Genomic DNA, 17854 nt, shown 5'->3' with positions numbered 1-17854 from the left:
TAGCGGGTAGAATGAAGGTATGTCACCACCGCACTTTGGCGGTGGTTATGTCTTCAAGGGGAGAATGCCATTCGTGAAAGTCGTGCAGGGAATCATCTTGTCTGCGCTCTGGATGCCGGGGCTGTTGGCTCCTGCCTTCGCGCAGACCATGGAGCAGTCTCTCTATCGCCAGGCCCATGAGGCCGTGCGTGCCAATGATCAGGTCAAATTCAGCCAGCTTCGGGCACGCCTGATCCACTATCCGCTGCTGCCCTATCTGGATTACTACCAGCTTGCGTTCCGTCCCGGGGCGGCAGACTACAACGATGTGACCCGCTTCATCCGCCAGCACGGGGACACCCCCCAGTCCAACCGGCTCGAGCGCAGCTATCTCACCTATCTTGCCCAGAGCCAGCAGTGGTCCCAGTTTCTGCGTTTCTATCCGGCCAAGCCAAGCTCCACCGATCTGCTCTGTCAGCACTATCAGGCCCGCTACTACACGGGGCACAAAAGTGAAGCCCTGCAGGAGGCAGGCAAGCTCTGGTTGAGCGGTCAATCCAGGCCCGATGCCTGCGATCCCCTGTTCCAGCTCTGGCAGCAGGCAGGTCTGCGCACTCAGGAGAAGATCTGGGAGCGTATGAACCTGGCTTTCGAGGCCCAGAACCCCAACCTCATTCGCCACCTCGGGGCCCAGCTCGGCAGCGGCATGAAGGGGTATGGCGATCAGATGATCGCCCTGTATGACCAACCCGTGCGGGCGATGAATCCGGCCAACTTCACGGCGGCGCCCCCGTCACGGCATCTGCTCTCCCTGGGGCTGGCCCGCTACGCCAATCAGGAGCCCGACGCGGTTCTGCGCCAGCTGGGGGAGATGACCCGTCGCTTCGGCCTGAACCATGCCGAGGTGAATCGGGTGGAGAAGGCGGCCGCCCGCCGCCTGTTGTTGGACCGCTCTTCTGACCAGCGTGCCTGGCTGGATACGGCCCTGGTGCGGCTCAAGGATCCGGAGCTGGTGGAGCTGCGGGCCCGTCTTGCCATCTGGGAGCAGGATTGGCGCGGCCTCGAAGGCTGGGTCAAGCGGATGCCCATGGGGCTGCAAAAAGAGGATCGCTGGCGTTACTGGATGGCGCGCTCGCTGGAGAAACAGGGGCGGCAGAAACCGGCGCGGGACCTCTATCTCGAGACTGCGAACCTGCGCGGCTTCTACGGCTTCATGGCGGCCCAGCGCACCGGTGTGCCCTATCGCATGAAGAACCAGAGCGTGGCGCACAAGGTGCCGGACTGGCAAAGTGCCAGTCGCCGTTGGCCCTTCCTGCTGCGGGTGCGTGAACTGCTGGCGATGAGCGAGATCACGGCGGCCCGCTCTGAGTGGATCCACAACATGGATCGCAACAGCGTGGCCCAGCGTCTGGAGTTTGGTCACATCGCCCTCAACCAGGGCTGGCACGAGCTGGCGATCCTCTCCAGCATCCGTGCCGAGGCCTGGGATGCGCTGGACCTGCGCTTCCCACTGCCCCTCAAGCGCACCTTCTCCCAGATGGCACAAGAGCGCACCATGAACACCAGTCTGCTCTACGCCATCTCCCGTCAGGAGAGCGCACTCTATCCCCTGGCCCAGTCACCGGTCGGGGCGAGGGGGTTGATGCAGCTGATGCCTGCCACCGCGAAAGAGACGGCCGGCAAGCTTGGGGTGCCCTATCGCAACGAACAGCAACTGTTCGACCCGGCCATGAACATTCGTCTTGGCAGCGCCTACCTCAAGCGCCTGCTGGATGTGTATGACGGCAACCGGATCCTGGCGGCGGCGGCCTACAATGCGGGTCCTGGTCGGGTCAAGCGCTGGCGCGAGCAGAGCGACAACAAGCCGATGGATGTCTGGGTGGAGAGCATCCCCTATCGGGAGACGCGCAACTATGTCCAGAACGTGCTCTCTTTCGATCTCATCTATCAACACAAGCTGCAGCAGCCCTTGCGTTTCATGTCGGAACGCGAGCTGAATCACGCCTATTGAGTTCGGGGGCAGTCGTTGTCGCGGCTGCCTCCCATTCTTGCCCCAGAATGGTTATCATCCCTTAAGCTTTGTTACAAAAGGAAACCTGCCAGGTGATCGGGCGCCGCGTCTTGGTCTGTCAGGTTCGATACAATGCCCGATCATCACTGACAGGCTTTTCCAACAAAGGAATCGAGAGTGGCAACGATCAAAGATGTGTCTCAGCTGGCGAATGTCTCCATTTCGACAGTGTCTCGAGTGATCAACAACACGGCGCAGGTGGCGCCCGAGAAGCGCGAGGCTGTCCTCGCGGCCATGAAGGAACTCAGCTTTCGTCCAAACAGCTTCGCCCAGGCCCTGGTGAGCAAACGCTCCAACTGTATCGGTGTGCTGGTGGGGGATCTGTGTGGCGGCCCCTTCTTCGCCCAGATGATGCGCGGCATCGAAAGCATGGTCGACAAGGCGAACAAGTTCACCATCGTGGTGTCCGGAAACCACGACGCGACCCGTGAGCGGCACGCCATCCAGGCGCTGCTGCAGCGCCAGTGCGATGCCCTGATCCTGCACAGCAAGGCGCTGCCTGACGAAGAGCTCAGCGAGCTGGCGTCGGGCACGACCCCCATCGTCTTCATCAACCGTCAGGTGCCAGGCTGCGAGGATCGCTGCGTCTGGCTGGACAACCAGGCCGGCATCACCACGGCTTGCCAGCATCTGCTGGACGCGGGACATCGCAAGATTGCCTTCGTCACCTCCGATGACGAGGAGTTTGTGGATGGTCAGCAGCGGATGGCCGGCTATCGCTTCGCCCTGCAACGGGCAGGTATCGAGCTGGATCCTGCCCTCATCGGCCGTGCCTATGCCGATGAAAAAGGTGGCTATGTGGCCATGAGCGAGCTGCTGGCGCGCGGCGTCGAGTTCAGCGCTGTGCTTGGTTTCAACGATGCCATGGTGGCGGGGGCCATCTCCTGTCTGCTGGAGCGGGGTTACAAGATCCCCCAGCAGGTCTCTGTGGTCGGTTTTGATGACATCCCCTATGCCCGATACATCTATCCCAAGCTCACCACGGTACGTTACCCCATCGAGGAGATGGGAGAGCGTGCCGCTGAGCTGGCCCTGAGGCTGCTGGATCACAAGCCGGTAGAGGGATTGGCGCTCAAATTCGAAGCCGAACTGGTACGGCGGGAATCTGTGGCCTGAGTCATGAAGTTGGCCCCGTGCGGGTCGACTTTTTTGCAAAACAGTGAAAGCGCTTTCAGAAATCCTTTTCAACTGTGATCCGCTTCAAAGCTTTTTGACCGCGCTGCCACTAGGATAGGCCCACGAATTAGGAGCGTGCGCTCCCGATTTTCCCGCTGTGGGAGGTAACCGGTTAATCCGGCTATTTCCTTCGTTACTTTCGACGGTCATCATTGGATGGCCGTTTTTTTTTGTCAGGATCCGGGTATGACGAACGAATTTGAGTATCAGACGGGTATCGTGGGCGCCGGCTGGCTGGGTTTGCCCCTGGCCAGGGCATTGCAAGAGCAGGGGCAATCTGTCGCGGTGACGGTCAGTACGGCCGAAAAGGCTGAACGGCTGCGGGGGGAGAGTATTGCTGCCTGGCCGCTGTTGCTCACCCCTGACATGGGGTCACTGCCTTTTCGCTGTCATGACCTGGTGATCTGTGTGCCCCCCAGCAAGACCGGTGATTACCCGGCGTCCGTGGCCAGCCTGTGCCGACAGGCGAGGGAGGCGGGTGTTCAGAGGGTTCTTTTTATCAGCGCGACTTCGGTCTGGGGGGCCGGACAGGGGGAGGAGGATACGCCCGCTCCAGCCCATGACAGAGGCTTGCGGATGCGGGCGGCCGAGCTTGCCGTGCTGGAAGGACATGTTGACTGCGCCATGATCTTGCGCCCGGCCGGACTCTATGGTCCTGACCGTCACCCCGGCCGTTTTCTGGCGGGCAAGACGCTGGCCGGGGGAGGCCAGGCTGTGAACCTGGTGCATCTGGACGACGTGGTGGCCGCCTGTGAGCTGATGCTGGCCCGGGGGCAGGATGGGGATGCCTACAATCTGAGTGCCCCCGTCCACCCGCGCCGGGAGCAACTCTACCCCTTCGCGAGCCGCCTGCTCGGGCTGGTGCCGCCGCAGTTCGTCGAGCCGGCGGGGGAGTTTGCTCCCATCGAAGGTCAGCGCATCTGCCAGCAGCTTGGTTTCGTCTATCGCTGGCCGGATCCTGCCCACTGGTTTGCGGACGGGGCGGCCTTGAAGGGTTGAACGGGTCGTCGTCATCCGGGCCCCGGAGTCGGTCATCTGGCGTGCAAACCAGATACGGCGCGCGCTCCGGGACAATTGAGGTTTGCCAAGGGGGGGATCGCCCCCTATCATGCCGCCATCCATGATAAAGAGAGCGGTAATGATGGAAGAGACCAAGCGCCACCCCGATGGGGAGCTGTTGCTGAGAACCCTGGCAATGCCAGCCGATACCAACCCCAATGGCGATATCTTCGGCGGGTGGATCATGTCCCAGATGGATATAGGTGGGGGCATCATGGCCAAGGAGCTGGCAAAAGGGCGCATCTGTACCGTCTCGGTGGAGGGGATGACCTTCCACAGCCCGGTCAAGGTGGGTGACGTGGTGTGCTGTTACGGTCGCTGCCTCAAGATTGGTCGCAGCTCCATGCGACTCAAGCTGGAGGTCTGGGTCAAGCCGGTATTGCGGGAGAACGAAGCCCAGCGGTACTGCGTGACCGAGGGCGTCTTCACCTATGTGGCCATCGACGATCAGGGCAAATCCCGCCCCGTCCCGGTCTGAGTCTGCTCAGATGAGCCGGGCATTGATGATGGATATTTCCTGCTCAAGCCCGGTTTTTTGCCGTATCATGCGCTCCAGCATCTCTTCCGACCCCACGCACTGCCGGGTGTCGAACAGACAGAGATCACATTGGGGATCCCGCCTGATTTGATAGACGGTGGAAAGCTCCACTTGATGACAGGTTCCCTGTTGATCGTAAAATGTCACGCGGTACTGGTGCTGTCTCGCCATCGTTGAATTCCTTCTGGATGAGTCGGGCCGGACACGAATAATGAGACTAGTCGGCGACCGTGGCCTGTGTGAGGGCCATGTCGTCTTGCAGAGGCAGGTGATTGTTAGCCAATGAAAAATAGTTATCGGATTCTGGGAACGTCCCTGCTGACGTTGGGGCTGGTCGGTTGCTTCGAGGTACCGGATCAAGATCATCTGGTGACTGCGGCAGGTATCATACCTGGCGCAAGCTGTGACAGACCACCTCTGGTGGCGCTCGCCTCCACGGCCTTGCCGAGGGAGTTTGGCATCACCGTCTGGAACCTCTACAAGGGACAACGCAAGAACTGGCGGGAAGGGCTGGATGAGTATGCCAAGTCCCAGGATCTGGTGTTGCTGCAAGAGTCGGCGACCCGGCCCGAGATGCTGGACTGGCTGAAGAGAGGCGATTTCCAGTGGCAGCAGTTGCAGGCCTTCACCCAGGGAGGTGTCTCCTTTGGCGTGATGACGGTGGCGAAAACGCCGCAGGCGTTTGTCTGTGGCGTCCGTTCCCCCGAACCCTTGCTGCGCATCCCCAAGTCAGGTCTGGTCAGTCTCTATCCCTTGCAAGGGGATCCTGACGGCGTGCTGGTGGTGAATCTCCATGCGGTCAATTTCGAGCTGGGCATGGCGACCTTTCGCGAGCAGCTCAACGATCTGACTGCGTTGATCCATCGCCACCAGGGGCCGGTCATCCTGGGTGGCGATTTCAACACCTGGAGCGACAAGCGCGCGTTCTGGTTGAACAAGCTGGTGGGCGAGCTTGGCCTGCAGGAGGCCATACCTGTGCCTGATCTGCGTCGCACCGCTTTTGGCCGCCCGCTGGATCACCTCTACTATCGCAATCTGGATCTGGTGGAGGTGAGTTCACCGGCTACCGATGCCTCTGACCACAACCCCATTCTGGCGCGCTTTGCGGCCCAGGCTATCACTCCCTGAGTCATCCCTCAGGGGAGAGCGGAGTCGCCGCTGGTTCATGCAGACAAAAAATACCCCGCATCAAGCGGGGTATTTTTTGGATTGCGACGAGCGATCAGCTGTTGTTCTTCACGAACAGAGTCAACTCCTGACCCGGCTTGAGATAGTCACTCTTGCCGAGCTGGTTCCAGCGCATCACATCGTTGACGGCGACCTGGAAGCGGGCTGCGATGGAGGAGAGGGAATCACCGCGGCGCACCTGATAGACCATGGACTTGTTGCTGCTCTTGCCCTGCTTGGGCCAGACCACCAGCTTCATGCCAGGCTTGAGGGCCGACTTGGCGTTCAGGCCGTTCCACTTGGCCAGGTCGGCGTGGGTGACCCCGTGTGCCTGGCTGATGCTCCACAGGTTGTCACCGGAGCGCACCTGATAGTTCACCTTGCCACCACTGCGGCTGGCGAGCTGCTGCGGCTTGCTCTGGGCAACCTGGGTTGCGCGCCCGCCATTGGGGATGATCAGGCTCTGGCCACGGCGCAGGTTATTGCCACGCATGTTGTTGGCCAGTTTGAGCTGTTGCACGGTCACCCCGTGATTCTGGGCGATCCGTGACAGCGTATCACCACTGGTGACCTGATAGGAGCGCACGCCACGGGTACGTTCACGCTGGGGCAGATCGGCCAGGGCCAGCTCCAGGGTGTCGGCGTACTCGACGGGGACCAGCAGGTTGTAAGGGCCCTGTGGCGAGGTCATGCCACGCTTGAGCGCAGGATTGAGCGCCTTGAGCTGGGAGGCGGAAACGCCAGCCAGCTGGGCGGCCACGTTCAAATCAATCTGGCCACCGGTATTGATGGTTCTCAATTGCGGCTTGTTGGCCAGCACCGGCAGGGTGACATTGTATTTGTCCGCATTGCGGATCATGTCGGCCATGGCCAGGATCTTGGGCACATACATACGGGTTTCGCGGGGCAGGTCCAGCGACCAGTAGTCGGTCGGACGACCAGCCCGTTCGTTGCGGGTGATGGCGTTGCGCACCCGACCTTCACCGGCATTGTAAGCGGCCAGGGTCTGCAGCCAGTCGCCATCGAAGAACCGGTTCAGGTACTCCAGGTAATCCAGTGCGGCATTGGTGGATGCCAGGACATCGCGTCGACCGTCGTACCAGTTGTCGTGGCGCAGGCCGAAATTCTTGCCGGTTGCAGGAACGAACTGCCAAAGACCGACCGCATTGCTGCGGGAGCGGGCATTGGGATCGAACATGCTCTCGATCATGGGGATGGTAATAAGCTCCATTGGCAGCTCACGCCGTTCGATTTCCTCTACCATCAGATACAGGTAGGGCTCAGCCCGGCTGGCAATGGTCGCCATATGCTTATCATTGCGCAACAACCAATCACGCTGTTGGCGAACCCGGGCATTATCGTGCGAGTCCAGCTGCATATCATCGCTGATACGCACCCACAGGTTATCAGTGTCATCCAGCTCTTCTATCTGTTCGTCGCCGAACAGCATCCGCGAAGAGTGTTTTTTGTACGTTTTCTTGCTGACTTGGGGGGATTTGATCGGCTCGATTGCCGTTACCGCCCGGTCATCCTGATGGCTCAGGTTTTGACAGCCGCTGAGAAACAGCGCTGCCAATAAGGCCGTTCGTAGCTTCATCTCGCTCAGGTCATCTGTGGAAAAACAGCTCGCATCATAAGGGGCAATGCCCCCCTGATCAAGGTTTGTTCAAAAAACGTCCTTCCACGCCCGCAGAACAGCGAAGGTATCCTCTGGATTTTCCAAGCATTTAAGGGCGTATTTCTCAGCAGAAAATTTTACCGAGTCCTGCTCGCAGCGCAGAAAAACATTGAAATTCCGCTCATCTCCCAGCCGGGAGGGGAGACTCGGGAGGCCCTGCTGACGCAGTTTGCTGATCACGCCGATCTGCCGCTGGATCGCCAGGTTGTCGGGCTCGACCGCATGGGCGAAACGCAGGTTGGAGAGCGTGTATTCATGGGCACAATACAGGAGGGTCTCATCGGGCAGTGCCGCGAGCCGTTGCAGGGAAGTGTGCATCTGTGCCGGGGTACCTTCGAACAGACGGCCGCAACCGGCGCTGAAGAGGGTATCGCCACAAAACAGCATGCCCTGGCCGTAATAGGCGATGTGCCCCAGGGTATGACCGGGCACATGGAGGACATCCAGACTCAGGCCATGCCAGTTGATCTGATCCCCGTCGTCGAGCCACTGGCCGTGATGGTCCGGCATGGGGTCATGCTTGGGACCATAGAGGCGAGCGTGGGGGAAGTGTTGCAGCAGCTCGGATACGCCCCCGACGTGATCGCGGTGGTGATGGGTCAGGAGGATGGCATCCAGCACCAGATCCAGCGCAGCCAGCCGCTCCAGCACGGGAGCGGCCTCGCCCGGATCGACGACCAGACAGTGATTTTCATGACGGATCAACCAGATGTAGTTGTCGCTGAAGGCGGGAACTGTGATGACGGTATACATGGGTCGAGGTCTCTTGTGTTCTCTTTAAGGAAGGGATCTTATATAACTGGATGGCATTCGCCCCCGAGTTGGTCCCATTATGCAACTGGCACGTACCGAACAACAGATCGCGCTTCCGACCAGTTGGTCCGCACTGCCCATGGGGGACTGGGTGGCCGCCGAGCTTCAGGAGCGCCTCGACAACTGGTGCCCCCACCTCTTTGGCTATCACTTGCTCAAGATAGGTGCCCTGAGCGCCGAACTCTCCTGCGGCTGTTCCACCATTCGTCATCAAATCGGTGTCGCCCCCGGCGGACGGCTGCTGGACATCCAGGGGGATCCGCTCGCCTTGCCGGTGCGATCGGGGAGCGTGGATGCCTGCCTGCTGGCTCACTGCCTCGATTTCTCGCCGGATCCTCATCAGGTGCTGCGGGAGGCAGAACGGGTGCTGACCGACGATGGTTGGCTCATTGTCAGCGGTTACAACCCGCTCAGCCTGGTGGGGCTGGGCCACTATCTGCCCTTCATGCGGCGGCATCTGCCCTGGTCTGCCCGCATGTTCACGCCCGCACGGGTGACCGACTGGCTGCAACTGCTCGGCTGCGAGGTGATGTTCGACGAGCGGTTCGGTTTCTCCTTCATGGGCAGGCAGAGCAAGATCGGCTGGTGGCGGGAGAGTCTGGGGCGGGACTATTGCCGTTCCCTGGCGTCTGTTTACGTGATTGCCGCCCGCAAGCGGCGTTTCCCCGTGACACCGGTGCGTCGCCGCTGGCGGCTGCCGGAGTCGATGGCTGCGCCAGGAATGGCGCGCCAGGGCGGCTAGCGGGCATCAGGGCTGGTAGCCGCTGTCTTCGGCAAGCTGCTTGCCGCTGGCGGCCTCACGGGCAAGCTCGTCACAGCGTTCGTTTTCCGGGTGGCCCGAGTGTCCTTTCACCCAGAGCCATTCGATCTGGTGACGGGCCACTTCCGCATCCAGGGCCTGCCAGAGATCGACGTTCTTGACCGGCTGACGGTTGGCGGTCATCCAGCCCTTCTTCTTCCAGCCGATGATCCATTGGGTGATCCCCTGGCGCACATACTGGCTGTCGGTGGTGAGCCGCACCTGGCAGGGTTCGTTCAGGGTCCGCAGCCCCATGATGGCAGCCATCAGCTCCATCCGGTTATTGGTGGTCAATCGAAAACCGGCGGAGATCTCCTTGCGATGCTTGCCATAGACCATGACGGCACCATAGCCGCCGGGGCCCGGGTTGCCTAAGCAGGAGCCATCCGTGAATAAATCAATCTGTTTCAACATGAGCAATCAATCTGTTTTAGCGAGAGGCTTGGGGTAAACTAGCGAGTAAAACCGAAGTTTGACATGGATTTGATCATGAGCACACCCCAACTGAATCGCCAGATCATTCTGGATACCGAAACCACCGGCATGAACACCGCGGGCGGCCCTGTCTATCTTGGGCACCGCATCATCGAGATCGGCTGTGTGGAGGTGATCAACCGCAAACTCACCGGCAACCATTTCCACGTCTACATCAAGCCGGATCGGCTGGTGGACCCCGAGGCCATCGCCGTGCACGGCATCACGGATGCCTTCCTGGCGGACAAGCCCTCTTTTAGCCAGATAGCGGACGATTTCATCGAGTTCATTCGCGGCGCCGAGCTCATCGCCCACAACGCCCCCTTTGACGTGAGCTTCATGGACTATGAGTTCAGCAAGCTCGGTCTGAACTTCAAGACGGCGGATATCTGCGGCATCACGGATACCCTGGCGATGGCGCGGGATCTCTTCCCGGGCAAGCGCAACAACCTGGACGTATTGTGCGATCGCTACGGCATCGACAACTCTCACCGTACCCTGCACGGCGCCTTGCTTGATGCGGAGATCCTGGCGGACGTCTACCTCCTGATGACGGGTGGCCAGACCAAACTCAATCTGGCGAGCGAAACCAGCGAGAGCGAGACCAGCCAGGATACCGGCATTCGTCGTCTGGAGAGCAATCGCCCGCCGCTCAGGGTGGTGCGCGCCAGCGACGAGGTGGCGGCTGTCCATGAAGCGAGGCTGGATCTGGTACAGAAAAAAGGAGGTGCCTGCCTGTGGCGGCAATGAGATCGCTTTGGGGGCTGCTGCTGCTGGCCTCCCTCCCGGCCGCGGCCAAAGAGGTGTTTGCGCCTTCCGACATTCCTCTGCTCGACAACCGCTTTCGCATCGATTACGGCGTGAAGGAGATCACCTTCATCATCAAGCGCAAGCCGGGGACGCCCTCGGTGATCCTGGTGCGACCCGATGGCAGCAAGCTCTATGTGGGCAAGGTCAAGCCGCCCGACGTGGGCTGGTTGCCCCTCAAGGATCAGGATCTCATCACCATCCGCGACCCCATGCCCGGCCCCTGGCAGGCGATCGGGGAGGTGGACCCCGACAATCGGGTGCGCCTGCTCACCGACATCCAGGTCGAGAGCGAGCCGCTGCCGGCCCGCCTCTATCAGGGTGAGCGGGTCAAACTGCAATCCCGTCTGCTGATCGATGGCGCGGCGCCTGGGGCGGGTTACTACCTCACCGATCTGGGCATGACCGTCAAGCTGCAGCAGTTCAACGATGCCAGCCAGAGCGGCGATCCCGTGTTCGAGGAGACCCTGGGACGCTACATGGATGATGGCAAGGGGGTGGACGAAGTGCCGGGGGACGGTATCTTGACCGCCGAGGCGGTACTGGACGTCCCTGCGGGAAAATACCGAGCCCTCTTCAGCACCGGCAATGAGGTCTTCTCACGAGCCCAGTCACAGCAGGTGCTGCTCTACCCCTGGCCGGTCAGCTATTCCCTGAATCCCCCCTCCGGGGAGGGGGGAGCCAAGCTCTCTCTGGTCATCGATGTGGATGAACTGGATCCCGCCTCCGTGGTCATCCAGGGCAAGGCCATCGACGGCGGCGGCAGTAGCATGACGTTCAACGAGGTGGCGACAGCGCCGCGTTTTGGCGTGGATCTCTCCGCCCTCAAGGCGGCAGGGCAGTACAAGGTGGAGGCCACCCTCTTTGGAACAACCCGGCTCGGTCGCGAGGTGCAACTGCAATTGCCGGCCAAGTCGTTCACCATAGCACCGCCTCCCCCCCCTCCTGCACCCTCTGCGGCCATGCCCGCATCCGCCGCCACCCCCGACCGGTTCGAGGAGCGGGAGAGTCCGGTCTGGCTGCCCTGGGCGTTGGGGGGAGGTGGCGTGTTGCTGCTCTTGCTGGGGGCGGGTGGTTTCATTCTGCTGCAAAAGCGCCGCACTCTGCACAAGGCGATGGCGGCGCAGAAGGCGCAACTTGAAGAGACGCCAGCAACCCCCAAACTGGATCTCAATCTGCCGGAGCAATAATTCCGCGCACATTGCAAAGAAGCCGCCCAATGGGCGGCTTCTTCATGGTGGCAAGTGGATGGGGTGAATCCGATATCAGTGAGCGCCGATATAGATGTCTTTGTATTGCTCACGAATATCGAGGAACTTCTCCAGATTGGCCAGCATCAGGTCCACCAGGAGGGGGTCGAAGTGCTCTCCTTTCTCCTCCTTGATCAGCGCCAGCACCTGATCCAGCGGCCAGGCCTGCTTGTAGCAACGATCCGAGCCCAGGGCATCGAACACATCCGCCAGGGCGACGATGCGTCCTTCCAGCGGAATGTCCTCTCCCTTCAATCCGCGGGGATAGCCGCTGCCATTCCACTTCTCGTGATGGTTGCCCGCGATGGTGGCGCCTATCTGGAACAGGGCCAGATCACTGCCGGAGAGCATGTCCTGACCAAGCTGGGCGTGGGTTTTCATGATCTCCCACTCCTCGGGAGTGAGTTTGCCCGGTTTGTGCAAGATGGCGTCCGGGATCCCCACCTTGCCGATGTCGTGCAGGGGAGAGGCACGCTTGATGAGCTCGCACCTGTCCTCATTCATGCCGAGCAGCTTGCAGAACAGTTCGGTGTAGAGGGCCACCCGCTTGACGTGCAAGCCGGACTCTTTCGAGCGGCTCTCCACCAGTTCGCCGATGCGATAGATGATCTCTCGCTGGTTGTCACCGATCACCTCGTTGAGCCGGATATTCTCCAGCGCCACTATGATGTTTTCGGTGAACAGGCTGAGCAGCCCGGTATCCATCTGGCTGAGCGGGCGAGTGGTCTCGATGTGGAACAGCAGGTGATGACGGGCATTCTGGCAATAGAGCACCATCTGGTTGCCATCGTAGACATTGGCTCCCTTGGCCATGGCACAGCGCAGGATTTCCGGCGCATCGACGAGGCGCAGCATGGGACCATCGCTGAGCAGAGGCTCGAGCACCTGATCCCGCACCTCATACGCCAGGTGCTTCACATCGTAAATCTGGGACTCTTCCAGATTGAGCAGGGCGCTGAGCTGGGTCTGGGCTCCTTCGACGAACTGGCGCAGGGCACGCTGCTCGAAGATCCCCTTGGACGCCTCGATGACCTTCTCCAGCCCCTGTCGATTGCTCTCAAGGGTTCGGATGTCCCGGTAAGAACGCAGGCTGGCGCGCAACAGGGTGCGCAGTTTCTGGGAGGTAAGTTCGGTCTTGTCCTTGTAGTCGTTGATGTCGTAGTTGGTCACCACGTCATCTTCCGGGGCCTGACCGGGCTGACCGGTTCGCAGTACGATGCGCACCATCTTGTTTTGCAGCTCGTCGCGCACGAACTTGACCACCTCGAGACCGGCATGATCGACCTCCATGACGACGTCGAGCAGCAGCAGGGCGACATCCGGGGTGAGGGCGAGCAAGGCTTTGGCTTCAGCCGCAGAGTAGGCGTGCAGAAAATCGATCGGCTTGCCGTCGAATTCAAACTTGTTCAGGGTGATTTTGGTGATGCGATGCACTTCGGGTTCATCGTCCACTATCATCACCTTCCAGCCGGCGGGACGCGGTGCTGATTGGGGAAGATCTTCATCATCAATAATCAGGATTTGATCATCCATTATGCAATCCTGTGTGTGATCCTGTGCTTACCTTAACCGCTTCATTCAATATAGGAAACGGATTGATATCCAAAATATGATCCAGTCGGTTTCTCTTTCTTCGTATCGAATGCCATCCACCAGCCCTTTCATGAAAAACGCCTCCACAAGGGAGGCGTTCTGGCATCAGAGGCATCAAGCTGCCCTGTGATAAGCGGAGGCTTCAAACAGTGCCTTGTTGGCCACCAGGTCGACGGGATCGAAGTCATCGACGTTGATGGTGCGAAGGCGACTCTCCTCGGCGCGCCGCAGCAGGTCCGCTTCGGCCTGGTTGATGACACCGAGGCTCAGGCCCGTCTCTGCCACCTTGTCGAGCTGGGTGAAGGGGCGTTTGCTCCCTTCGGCTTTGCACACCTTGTCAAACAGCGGCTCTGCGGTCAGCACATCGTCCAGCGCCTGTTCCAGCAGCCCGAAGGGGTTGCCCTCCTCGCGCGTCAGGTATTGGCCCTCGGCCAGACGGCTGCGAGTGGCACTTGGCACCTGGAGCAGGCGGGCCACCTGGCTGTCGAGCTTGTCGGAGGGACGCTTCAGGTCGCGACCTAGGGGCAGCACGATGGCGCGCAGGGCCAGACCAATCCAGCGGTTCGGGAAGTTGCGCAGCAACTCGTCGATCGCTTCCTGAGCCTTGAACAGGGCGTCTTGCAGTGCCCAGTGCAGCAGCGGCAGGTCGGCCTGCTGGCGTCCTTCATCCTGATAGCGCTTGAGGGCGCTGGAGGCCAGATAGAGCTGGCTCAGCACATCGCCGAGGCGGGCAGAGACCCGCTCCTTACGCTTGAGCTCGCCACCCAGGGTGCCCATCGCCATGTCTGACAGGAAGGCAAGGTTGGCGGAGAGGCGAGAGAGCTGCTGATAGTAGCCCTTGGTCTGATCCTTGTAGGGCGCTGCGGCGAAGCGGGCACCGGTCAGCCCCAGCCAGAAGCTGCGCACCAGGTTGCTGATGGCAAAGCCCACGTGGCTGAACATCGCCTTGTCGAAATCTTTCAGCGCCTGCTCTTTGTCGGGGTGGCTGGCTGCCAGCATCTCCGGCAACACGTAGGGGTGGCAACGGATGGCTCCCTGACCGTAAATGATCATGCTGCGGGTCAGGATATTGGCTCCTTCGACGGTCACGGCGATGGGCGCCCCCTGATAGCCACGGGCCAGATAGTTGTTCGGCCCCATGCAGATGGCCTTGCCGCCATGGATATCCATGGCATCGATGATGCACTTCTGGGCGCGGTCGGTGAGGTGGTACTTGACGATGGCGGAGATGACCGAGGGTTTTTCACCGAGATCGATGCCGGTGACCGTCAGTTTGGCGGCGGCGCCCATGATGTAGGCGTTGCCACCCAGGCGTGCCAGCGGCTCTTCAATCCCTTCCATCTTGCCAATCGGCAGCTTGAACTGGCGACGGATGCGGCTGTAGGCACCGGTGGCCAGGGCCAACATCTTGACGCCGCCCGTGCTGTTGGAGGGCAGGGTGATGCCGCGGCCGACGGAGAGACACTCCACCAGCATGCGCCAGCCCTGACCGGCCATGGCCGGACCGCCGATGATGAAGTCGAGCGGTACAAACACGTCCTTGCCGCGGGTCGGGCCGTTCTGGAACGGCACGTTGAGCGGGAAGTGGCGACGGCCGATGTCGACCCCCTTGATGTGGGTCGGAATGAGGGCGCAGGTGATGCCGAGCTCTTCTTCCTCACCCAGCAGGTGGTCAGGGTCACGCAGCTTGAAGGCGAGGCCGAGTACGGTGGCGATGGGAGCCAGGGTAATGTAGCGCTTGTTCCAGGTCAGGCGCATGCCGAGCACCTCTTCCCCTTCCCACTCGCCTTTGCAGACGATGCCGAAGTCGGGAATCGAGCCCGCATCAGAACCCGCTTCCGGGCTGGTCAGGGCGAAACAGGGGATCTCCTTGCCGACAGCCAGACGGGGCAGGTAGTAATCCTTCTGCTCCTCAGTACCGTAGTGTTGCAGCAGCTCACCCGGCCCTAAGGAGTTGGGCACGCCGACGGTGGAGGCGAGCACGGCGCTGGCGCCGCACAGCTTTTGCAACACGCAGGACTGGGCGTAGGCGGAGAACTCCAGCCCGCCATATTTCTTCTTGATGATCATGGCGAAGAACTTGTTGTCCTTCAGGTATTGCCACACCTCGGGAGAGAGATCGGCACGCTCGTGGGTCACTTCCCAGTCGTTGACCATGCGGCACACTTCTTCAACCGGACCGTCCATGAAGGCCTGCTCTTCGGCAGACAGCGTGCTGACCGGAATGGCGTGCAGCTTCTTCCAGTCCGGGTTGCCGGCAAACAGCTCCGCTTCCCACCAGGTCGTCCCCGCTTCGATGGCTTCCTTCTCGGTTCGGGACATCTCCGGCATGATGGACTTGTAGATCTTGAACAGCGGCTTGGTCAGCTGGTTGCGGCGAAACTCCACCAGATTGAGGGGCAGGGCTATCACCGCGAACAGCGCCCACACCAACAGGGGCACATGGCCATAGAAGGTGCCGGCGACCAGGGCGGCGGCCGTGGCAAGCGTGGCGGTGAACAGGGACGCACGGCGATAGGCCATGGCGCCGATCACCAGGATCACCCCGAGCAGAGTGAGGGTCGTCGTCATTGTTTGCTCCTTGCATGAATTGCCGAGGTTGGGAAATTGGCGTTAACTGATCCAGAGGTCTGACCTGTTGGATGTGGCCCCTGTTGTAATTCATACGCACAAACTTATCAAGCTGTTTACAAGCCTGTTACCTTGGCTCTGTGATCGGCATAACGCGCTGCCCGCCCCATCTTGGCGGGCGGGGGGCGACGATTGGACTGGCTTGTGCGACAATGCCGCCACCCTATGTTGGACGACGAGATTTCAAGAACCATGTACCAAGAACTGATCCGCAACGAGTTGACCGAAGCTGCCAGCGTGCTTCAGGCGTTCCTGGCAGATGAGCAAAATCTGAAAAACATCGAGGCGGCGGCCAGGCTGCTCGCCGACTCCTTCAAGCAGGAAGGCAAGGTACTCTCCTGCGGCAACGGCGGCTCCCACTGCGATGCCATGCACTTTGCCGAGGAGCTGACCGGTCGGTACCGCGAGAACCGCCCAGGCTATGCCGGCATCGCCATCTCCGATCCCAGCCACCTCTCCTGCGTCTCCAACGACTTTGGCTATGACTATGTCTTCTCCCGCTATGTGGAGGCCGTCGGCCGCCGTGGTGACGTGCTGCTCGGCATCTCCACCAGCGGTAACTCCGGCAACATCCTCAAAGCCATCGAGGCGGCCCGTGCCAAAGGGATGAAGGTGATTGCCCTGACCGGCAAGGACGGCGGCAAGATGGCTGGTCTGGCCGATGTGGAGATCCGTGTGCCGCACTTCGGTTATGCCGACCGCATCCAGGAAGTGCACATCAAGGTGATCCACATCCTGATCCAGCTGGTTGAAAAAGAGATGGCCAAGTAATCAACGATCCGGGATTGAGAGGGGGGATGGGTGACCATACCGGCCCTCTCATCCAGCCGTGACGGTTGATTGACGAAACCAGAGTCAAGACATTCAGGGAGTGGATGGTATATGTGCGAACTGCTCGGCATGAGTGCCAATGTGCCGACCGACATCTGCTTCAGCTTTACCGGGCTGATGCTGCGGGGCGGCAAGACCGGTCCCCACAAGGATGGCTGGGGGATCACCTTCTATGAGGGGCGGGGTTTTCGCACCTTCAAGGATCCCGAACCCAGCGCCCAGTCTCCCATCGCCAAGCTGGTCCAGGCACTGCCCATCAAGAGCCGTGCCGTGGTCAGCCATATCCGGCAGGCGAACCGGGGGTGTGTCTCCCTGGAAAACACCCACCCCTTTACCCGAGAACTGTGGGGCCGTTACTGGACCTTTGCCCACAATGGCCAGTTGACCGGTTACAAGAGGCTACCCACGGGGCGGCACCGTCCGGTCGGCGACACCGACAGCGAGCACGCCTTCTGCTGGCTGCTCGACAGGCTGGAGCACAAGTACCCCAAACGGCCGGCAAATTTCCCCGCCATGTTCCGCTACCTCGCGACCCTGTGCGACGAGCTGCGCGGGCTCGGGGTGTTCAACATGCTGCTGTCGGACGGAGAGTTCGTGATGACCTATTGCAGCAACAATCTTTACTGGTTGACGCGCAGGGCTCCCTTTGGCGAAGCCCGTCTGCTGGATGAGGATGTGGCCATCGACTTTCAGAGTGAAACCACGCCGAACGATGTGGTGACCCTGATCGCCACCCGGCCGCTCACCGGCAACGAGAATTGGGTGAAGATGGTGCCCGGGGAGTTCTGCCTGTTCAGGCTGGGCGAGCTGGAATATGGCAATGCAGCCAACTTGTTGAACCAGAAATAAAAAATACCAGGGTAGATGTCTACCCTGGTTCTTCGCAGCAGCCATACAGGCAAAAAGGGATGAGAGAGGTGTTGCTGAGCCGCATCATTCTCATGGGTTGCATTGTTACTTTAATGTTAATTTTGTGACAACCTTTATC

At 60.5% G+C, this 17854-nt stretch carries 17 protein-coding genes; 11 read left to right on the top strand and 6 right to left on the bottom strand.

What is annotated here, in order from left to right; genetic code table 11:
* Nucleotides 1-73: 73 nt before the first annotated feature.
* From ACB037_RS01285 to yciA, 4 genes are all read left to right on the top strand, one after another.
* Nucleotides 74-1990, top strand: a complete 1917-nt coding sequence (locus ACB037_RS01285; RefSeq protein ID WP_323956590.1) for a transglycosylase SLT domain-containing protein — start codon at nt 74-76, stop codon at nt 1988-1990.
* 177 nt (nt 1991-2167) lie between these two features.
* On the top strand, nt 2168-3166 hold the full coding sequence (locus ACB037_RS01280) for a LacI family DNA-binding transcriptional regulator (protein ID WP_039038828.1): 999 nt from the start codon (nt 2168-2170) through the stop codon (nt 3164-3166).
* 246 nt (nt 3167-3412) lie between these two features.
* Nucleotides 3413-4225 carry an NAD-dependent epimerase/dehydratase family protein gene (locus ACB037_RS01275; protein WP_323950740.1) on the top strand — a complete coding sequence of 271 codons (813 nt, stop codon included), beginning with the start codon at nt 3413-3415 and terminating at the stop codon, nt 4223-4225.
* Between the two features lie 139 nt (nt 4226-4364).
* Nucleotides 4365-4763 (top strand): acyl-CoA thioester hydrolase YciA, encoded by a 399-nt coding sequence (gene yciA / locus ACB037_RS01270; protein WP_029314261.1) that lies wholly within the window; start codon nt 4365-4367, stop codon nt 4761-4763.
* A gap of 6 nt (nt 4764-4769) precedes the next feature.
* On the opposite strand, the gene ACB037_RS01265 is transcribed toward yciA, so the two are convergent.
* On the bottom strand, nt 4770-4994 hold the full coding sequence (locus ACB037_RS01265; protein WP_010674132.1) for a hypothetical protein: 225 nt from the start codon (nt 4992-4994) through the stop codon (nt 4770-4772).
* Between the two features lie 111 nt (nt 4995-5105).
* Here ACB037_RS01265 and ACB037_RS01260 point away from each other — a divergent pair, with 111 nt between their 5' ends.
* On the top strand, nt 5106-5951 hold the full coding sequence (locus tag ACB037_RS01260) for an endonuclease/exonuclease/phosphatase family protein (protein ID WP_029314263.1): 846 nt from the start codon (nt 5106-5108) through the stop codon (nt 5949-5951).
* Between the two features lie 94 nt (nt 5952-6045).
* On the opposite strand, the gene ACB037_RS01255 is transcribed toward ACB037_RS01260, so the two are convergent.
* Entirely contained in the window at nt 6046-7296 is a 1251-nt protein-coding gene (locus ACB037_RS01255; protein ID WP_010674134.1) for a LysM peptidoglycan-binding domain-containing protein, read from the bottom strand.
* Between ACB037_RS01255 and ACB037_RS01250 the strand changes: the two genes are divergently transcribed.
* Nucleotides 7297-7569, top strand: a complete 273-nt coding sequence (locus ACB037_RS01250) for a hypothetical protein (RefSeq protein WP_010674135.1) — start codon at nt 7297-7299, stop codon at nt 7567-7569.
* 87 nt (nt 7570-7656) lie between these two features.
* Here the strand turns inward: ACB037_RS01250 and gloB are convergent, their stop codons facing one another.
* Nucleotides 7657-8421 (bottom strand): hydroxyacylglutathione hydrolase, encoded by a 765-nt coding sequence (gloB, locus tag ACB037_RS01245; RefSeq protein ID WP_039038832.1) that lies wholly within the window; start codon nt 8419-8421, stop codon nt 7657-7659.
* A 79-nt stretch (nt 8422-8500) separates the two neighbouring features.
* Here gloB and ACB037_RS01240 point away from each other — a divergent pair, with 79 nt between their 5' ends.
* Nucleotides 8501-9223 carry a class I SAM-dependent methyltransferase gene (locus ACB037_RS01240; RefSeq protein ID WP_010674137.1) on the top strand — a complete coding sequence of 241 codons (723 nt, stop codon included), beginning with the start codon at nt 8501-8503 and terminating at the stop codon, nt 9221-9223.
* Between the two features lie 6 nt (nt 9224-9229).
* Here the strand turns inward: ACB037_RS01240 and rnhA are convergent, their stop codons facing one another.
* Nucleotides 9230-9694, bottom strand: a complete 465-nt coding sequence (gene rnhA, locus ACB037_RS01235) for a ribonuclease HI (RefSeq protein WP_010674138.1) — start codon at nt 9692-9694, stop codon at nt 9230-9232.
* A 75-nt stretch (nt 9695-9769) separates the two neighbouring features.
* On the opposite strand from rnhA, the gene dnaQ reads away from it, so the two are divergent.
* Entirely contained in the window at nt 9770-10504 is a 735-nt protein-coding gene (gene dnaQ / locus ACB037_RS01230) for a DNA polymerase III subunit epsilon (RefSeq protein WP_041212726.1), read from the top strand.
* Complete coding sequence (locus tag ACB037_RS01225; RefSeq protein ID WP_371174934.1) at nt 10501-11751, top strand: TIGR03503 family protein; 1251 nt, start codon at nt 10501-10503, stop codon at nt 11749-11751. The genes dnaQ and ACB037_RS01225 overlap by 4 nt, the downstream gene beginning before the upstream one ends.
* Nucleotides 11752-11826: 75 nt before the next feature.
* On the opposite strand, the gene ACB037_RS01220 is transcribed toward ACB037_RS01225, so the two are convergent.
* Complete coding sequence (locus ACB037_RS01220) at nt 11827-13344, bottom strand: HD domain-containing phosphohydrolase (RefSeq protein ID WP_039038835.1); 1518 nt, start codon at nt 13342-13344, stop codon at nt 11827-11829.
* A gap of 174 nt (nt 13345-13518) precedes the next feature.
* Nucleotides 13519-15975: an acyl-CoA dehydrogenase FadE gene (gene fadE, locus ACB037_RS01215; RefSeq protein WP_371174795.1), complete on the bottom strand. Its 2457-nt coding sequence runs from the start codon at nt 15973-15975 to the stop codon at nt 13519-13521.
* Nucleotides 15976-16227: 252 nt separating this feature from the next.
* Here fadE and lpcA point away from each other — a divergent pair, with 252 nt between their 5' ends.
* Nucleotides 16228-16806 (top strand): D-sedoheptulose 7-phosphate isomerase, encoded by a 579-nt coding sequence (gene lpcA / locus ACB037_RS01210; RefSeq protein WP_010674142.1) that lies wholly within the window; start codon nt 16228-16230, stop codon nt 16804-16806.
* Between the two features lie 111 nt (nt 16807-16917).
* Entirely contained in the window at nt 16918-17715 is a 798-nt protein-coding gene (locus ACB037_RS01205) for a class II glutamine amidotransferase (RefSeq protein ID WP_010674143.1), read from the top strand.
* The last annotated feature ends 139 nt before the right edge of the window (nt 17716-17854 follow it).

The sequence above is a fragment of the Aeromonas sp. S19(2024) genome, from assembly GCF_041402625.1.
GTDB lineage: Bacteria > Pseudomonadota > Gammaproteobacteria > Enterobacterales > Aeromonadaceae > Aeromonas > Aeromonas caviae.
This window is presented reverse-complemented; position numbering and strand designations above follow the sequence as displayed.

Excerpts from the sequence above, each read along its gene's own strand:
- ACB037_RS01275 (WP_323950740.1), top strand. The coding sequence starts at position 3,413 with ATGACGAACGAATTTGAGTATCAGACGGGTATCGTGGGCGCCGGCTGG.
- yciA (WP_029314261.1), top strand. The coding sequence starts at position 4,365 with ATGATGGAAGAGACCAAGCGCCACCCCGATGGGGAGCTGTTGCTGAGA.
- ACB037_RS01265 (WP_010674132.1), bottom strand. The coding sequence starts at position 4,994 with ATGGCGAGACAGCACCAGTACCGCGTGACATTTTACGATCAACAGGGA.
- ACB037_RS01260 (WP_029314263.1), top strand. The coding sequence starts at position 5,106 with ATGAAAAATAGTTATCGGATTCTGGGAACGTCCCTGCTGACGTTGGGG.
- ACB037_RS01255 (WP_010674134.1), bottom strand. The coding sequence starts at position 7,296 with ATGGCGACCATTGCCAGCCGGGCTGAGCCCTACCTGTATCTGATGGTA.
- ACB037_RS01250 (WP_010674135.1), top strand. The coding sequence starts at position 7,297 with ATGCTTATCATTGCGCAACAACCAATCACGCTGTTGGCGAACCCGGGC.
- gloB (WP_039038832.1), bottom strand. The coding sequence starts at position 8,421 with ATGTATACCGTCATCACAGTTCCCGCCTTCAGCGACAACTACATCTGG.
- ACB037_RS01240 (WP_010674137.1), top strand. The coding sequence starts at position 8,501 with ATGCAACTGGCACGTACCGAACAACAGATCGCGCTTCCGACCAGTTGG.
- rnhA (WP_010674138.1), bottom strand. The coding sequence starts at position 9,694 with ATGTTGAAACAGATTGATTTATTCACGGATGGCTCCTGCTTAGGCAAC.
- dnaQ (WP_041212726.1), top strand. The coding sequence starts at position 9,770 with ATGAGCACACCCCAACTGAATCGCCAGATCATTCTGGATACCGAAACC.
- ACB037_RS01225 (WP_371174934.1), top strand. The coding sequence starts at position 10,501 with ATGAGATCGCTTTGGGGGCTGCTGCTGCTGGCCTCCCTCCCGGCCGCG.
- ACB037_RS01220 (WP_039038835.1), bottom strand. The coding sequence starts at position 13,344 with ATGGATGATCAAATCCTGATTATTGATGATGAAGATCTTCCCCAATCA.
- fadE (WP_371174795.1), bottom strand. The coding sequence starts at position 15,975 with ATGACGACGACCCTCACTCTGCTCGGGGTGATCCTGGTGATCGGCGCC.
- lpcA (WP_010674142.1), top strand. The coding sequence starts at position 16,228 with ATGTACCAAGAACTGATCCGCAACGAGTTGACCGAAGCTGCCAGCGTG.
- ACB037_RS01205 (WP_010674143.1), top strand. The coding sequence starts at position 16,918 with ATGTGCGAACTGCTCGGCATGAGTGCCAATGTGCCGACCGACATCTGC.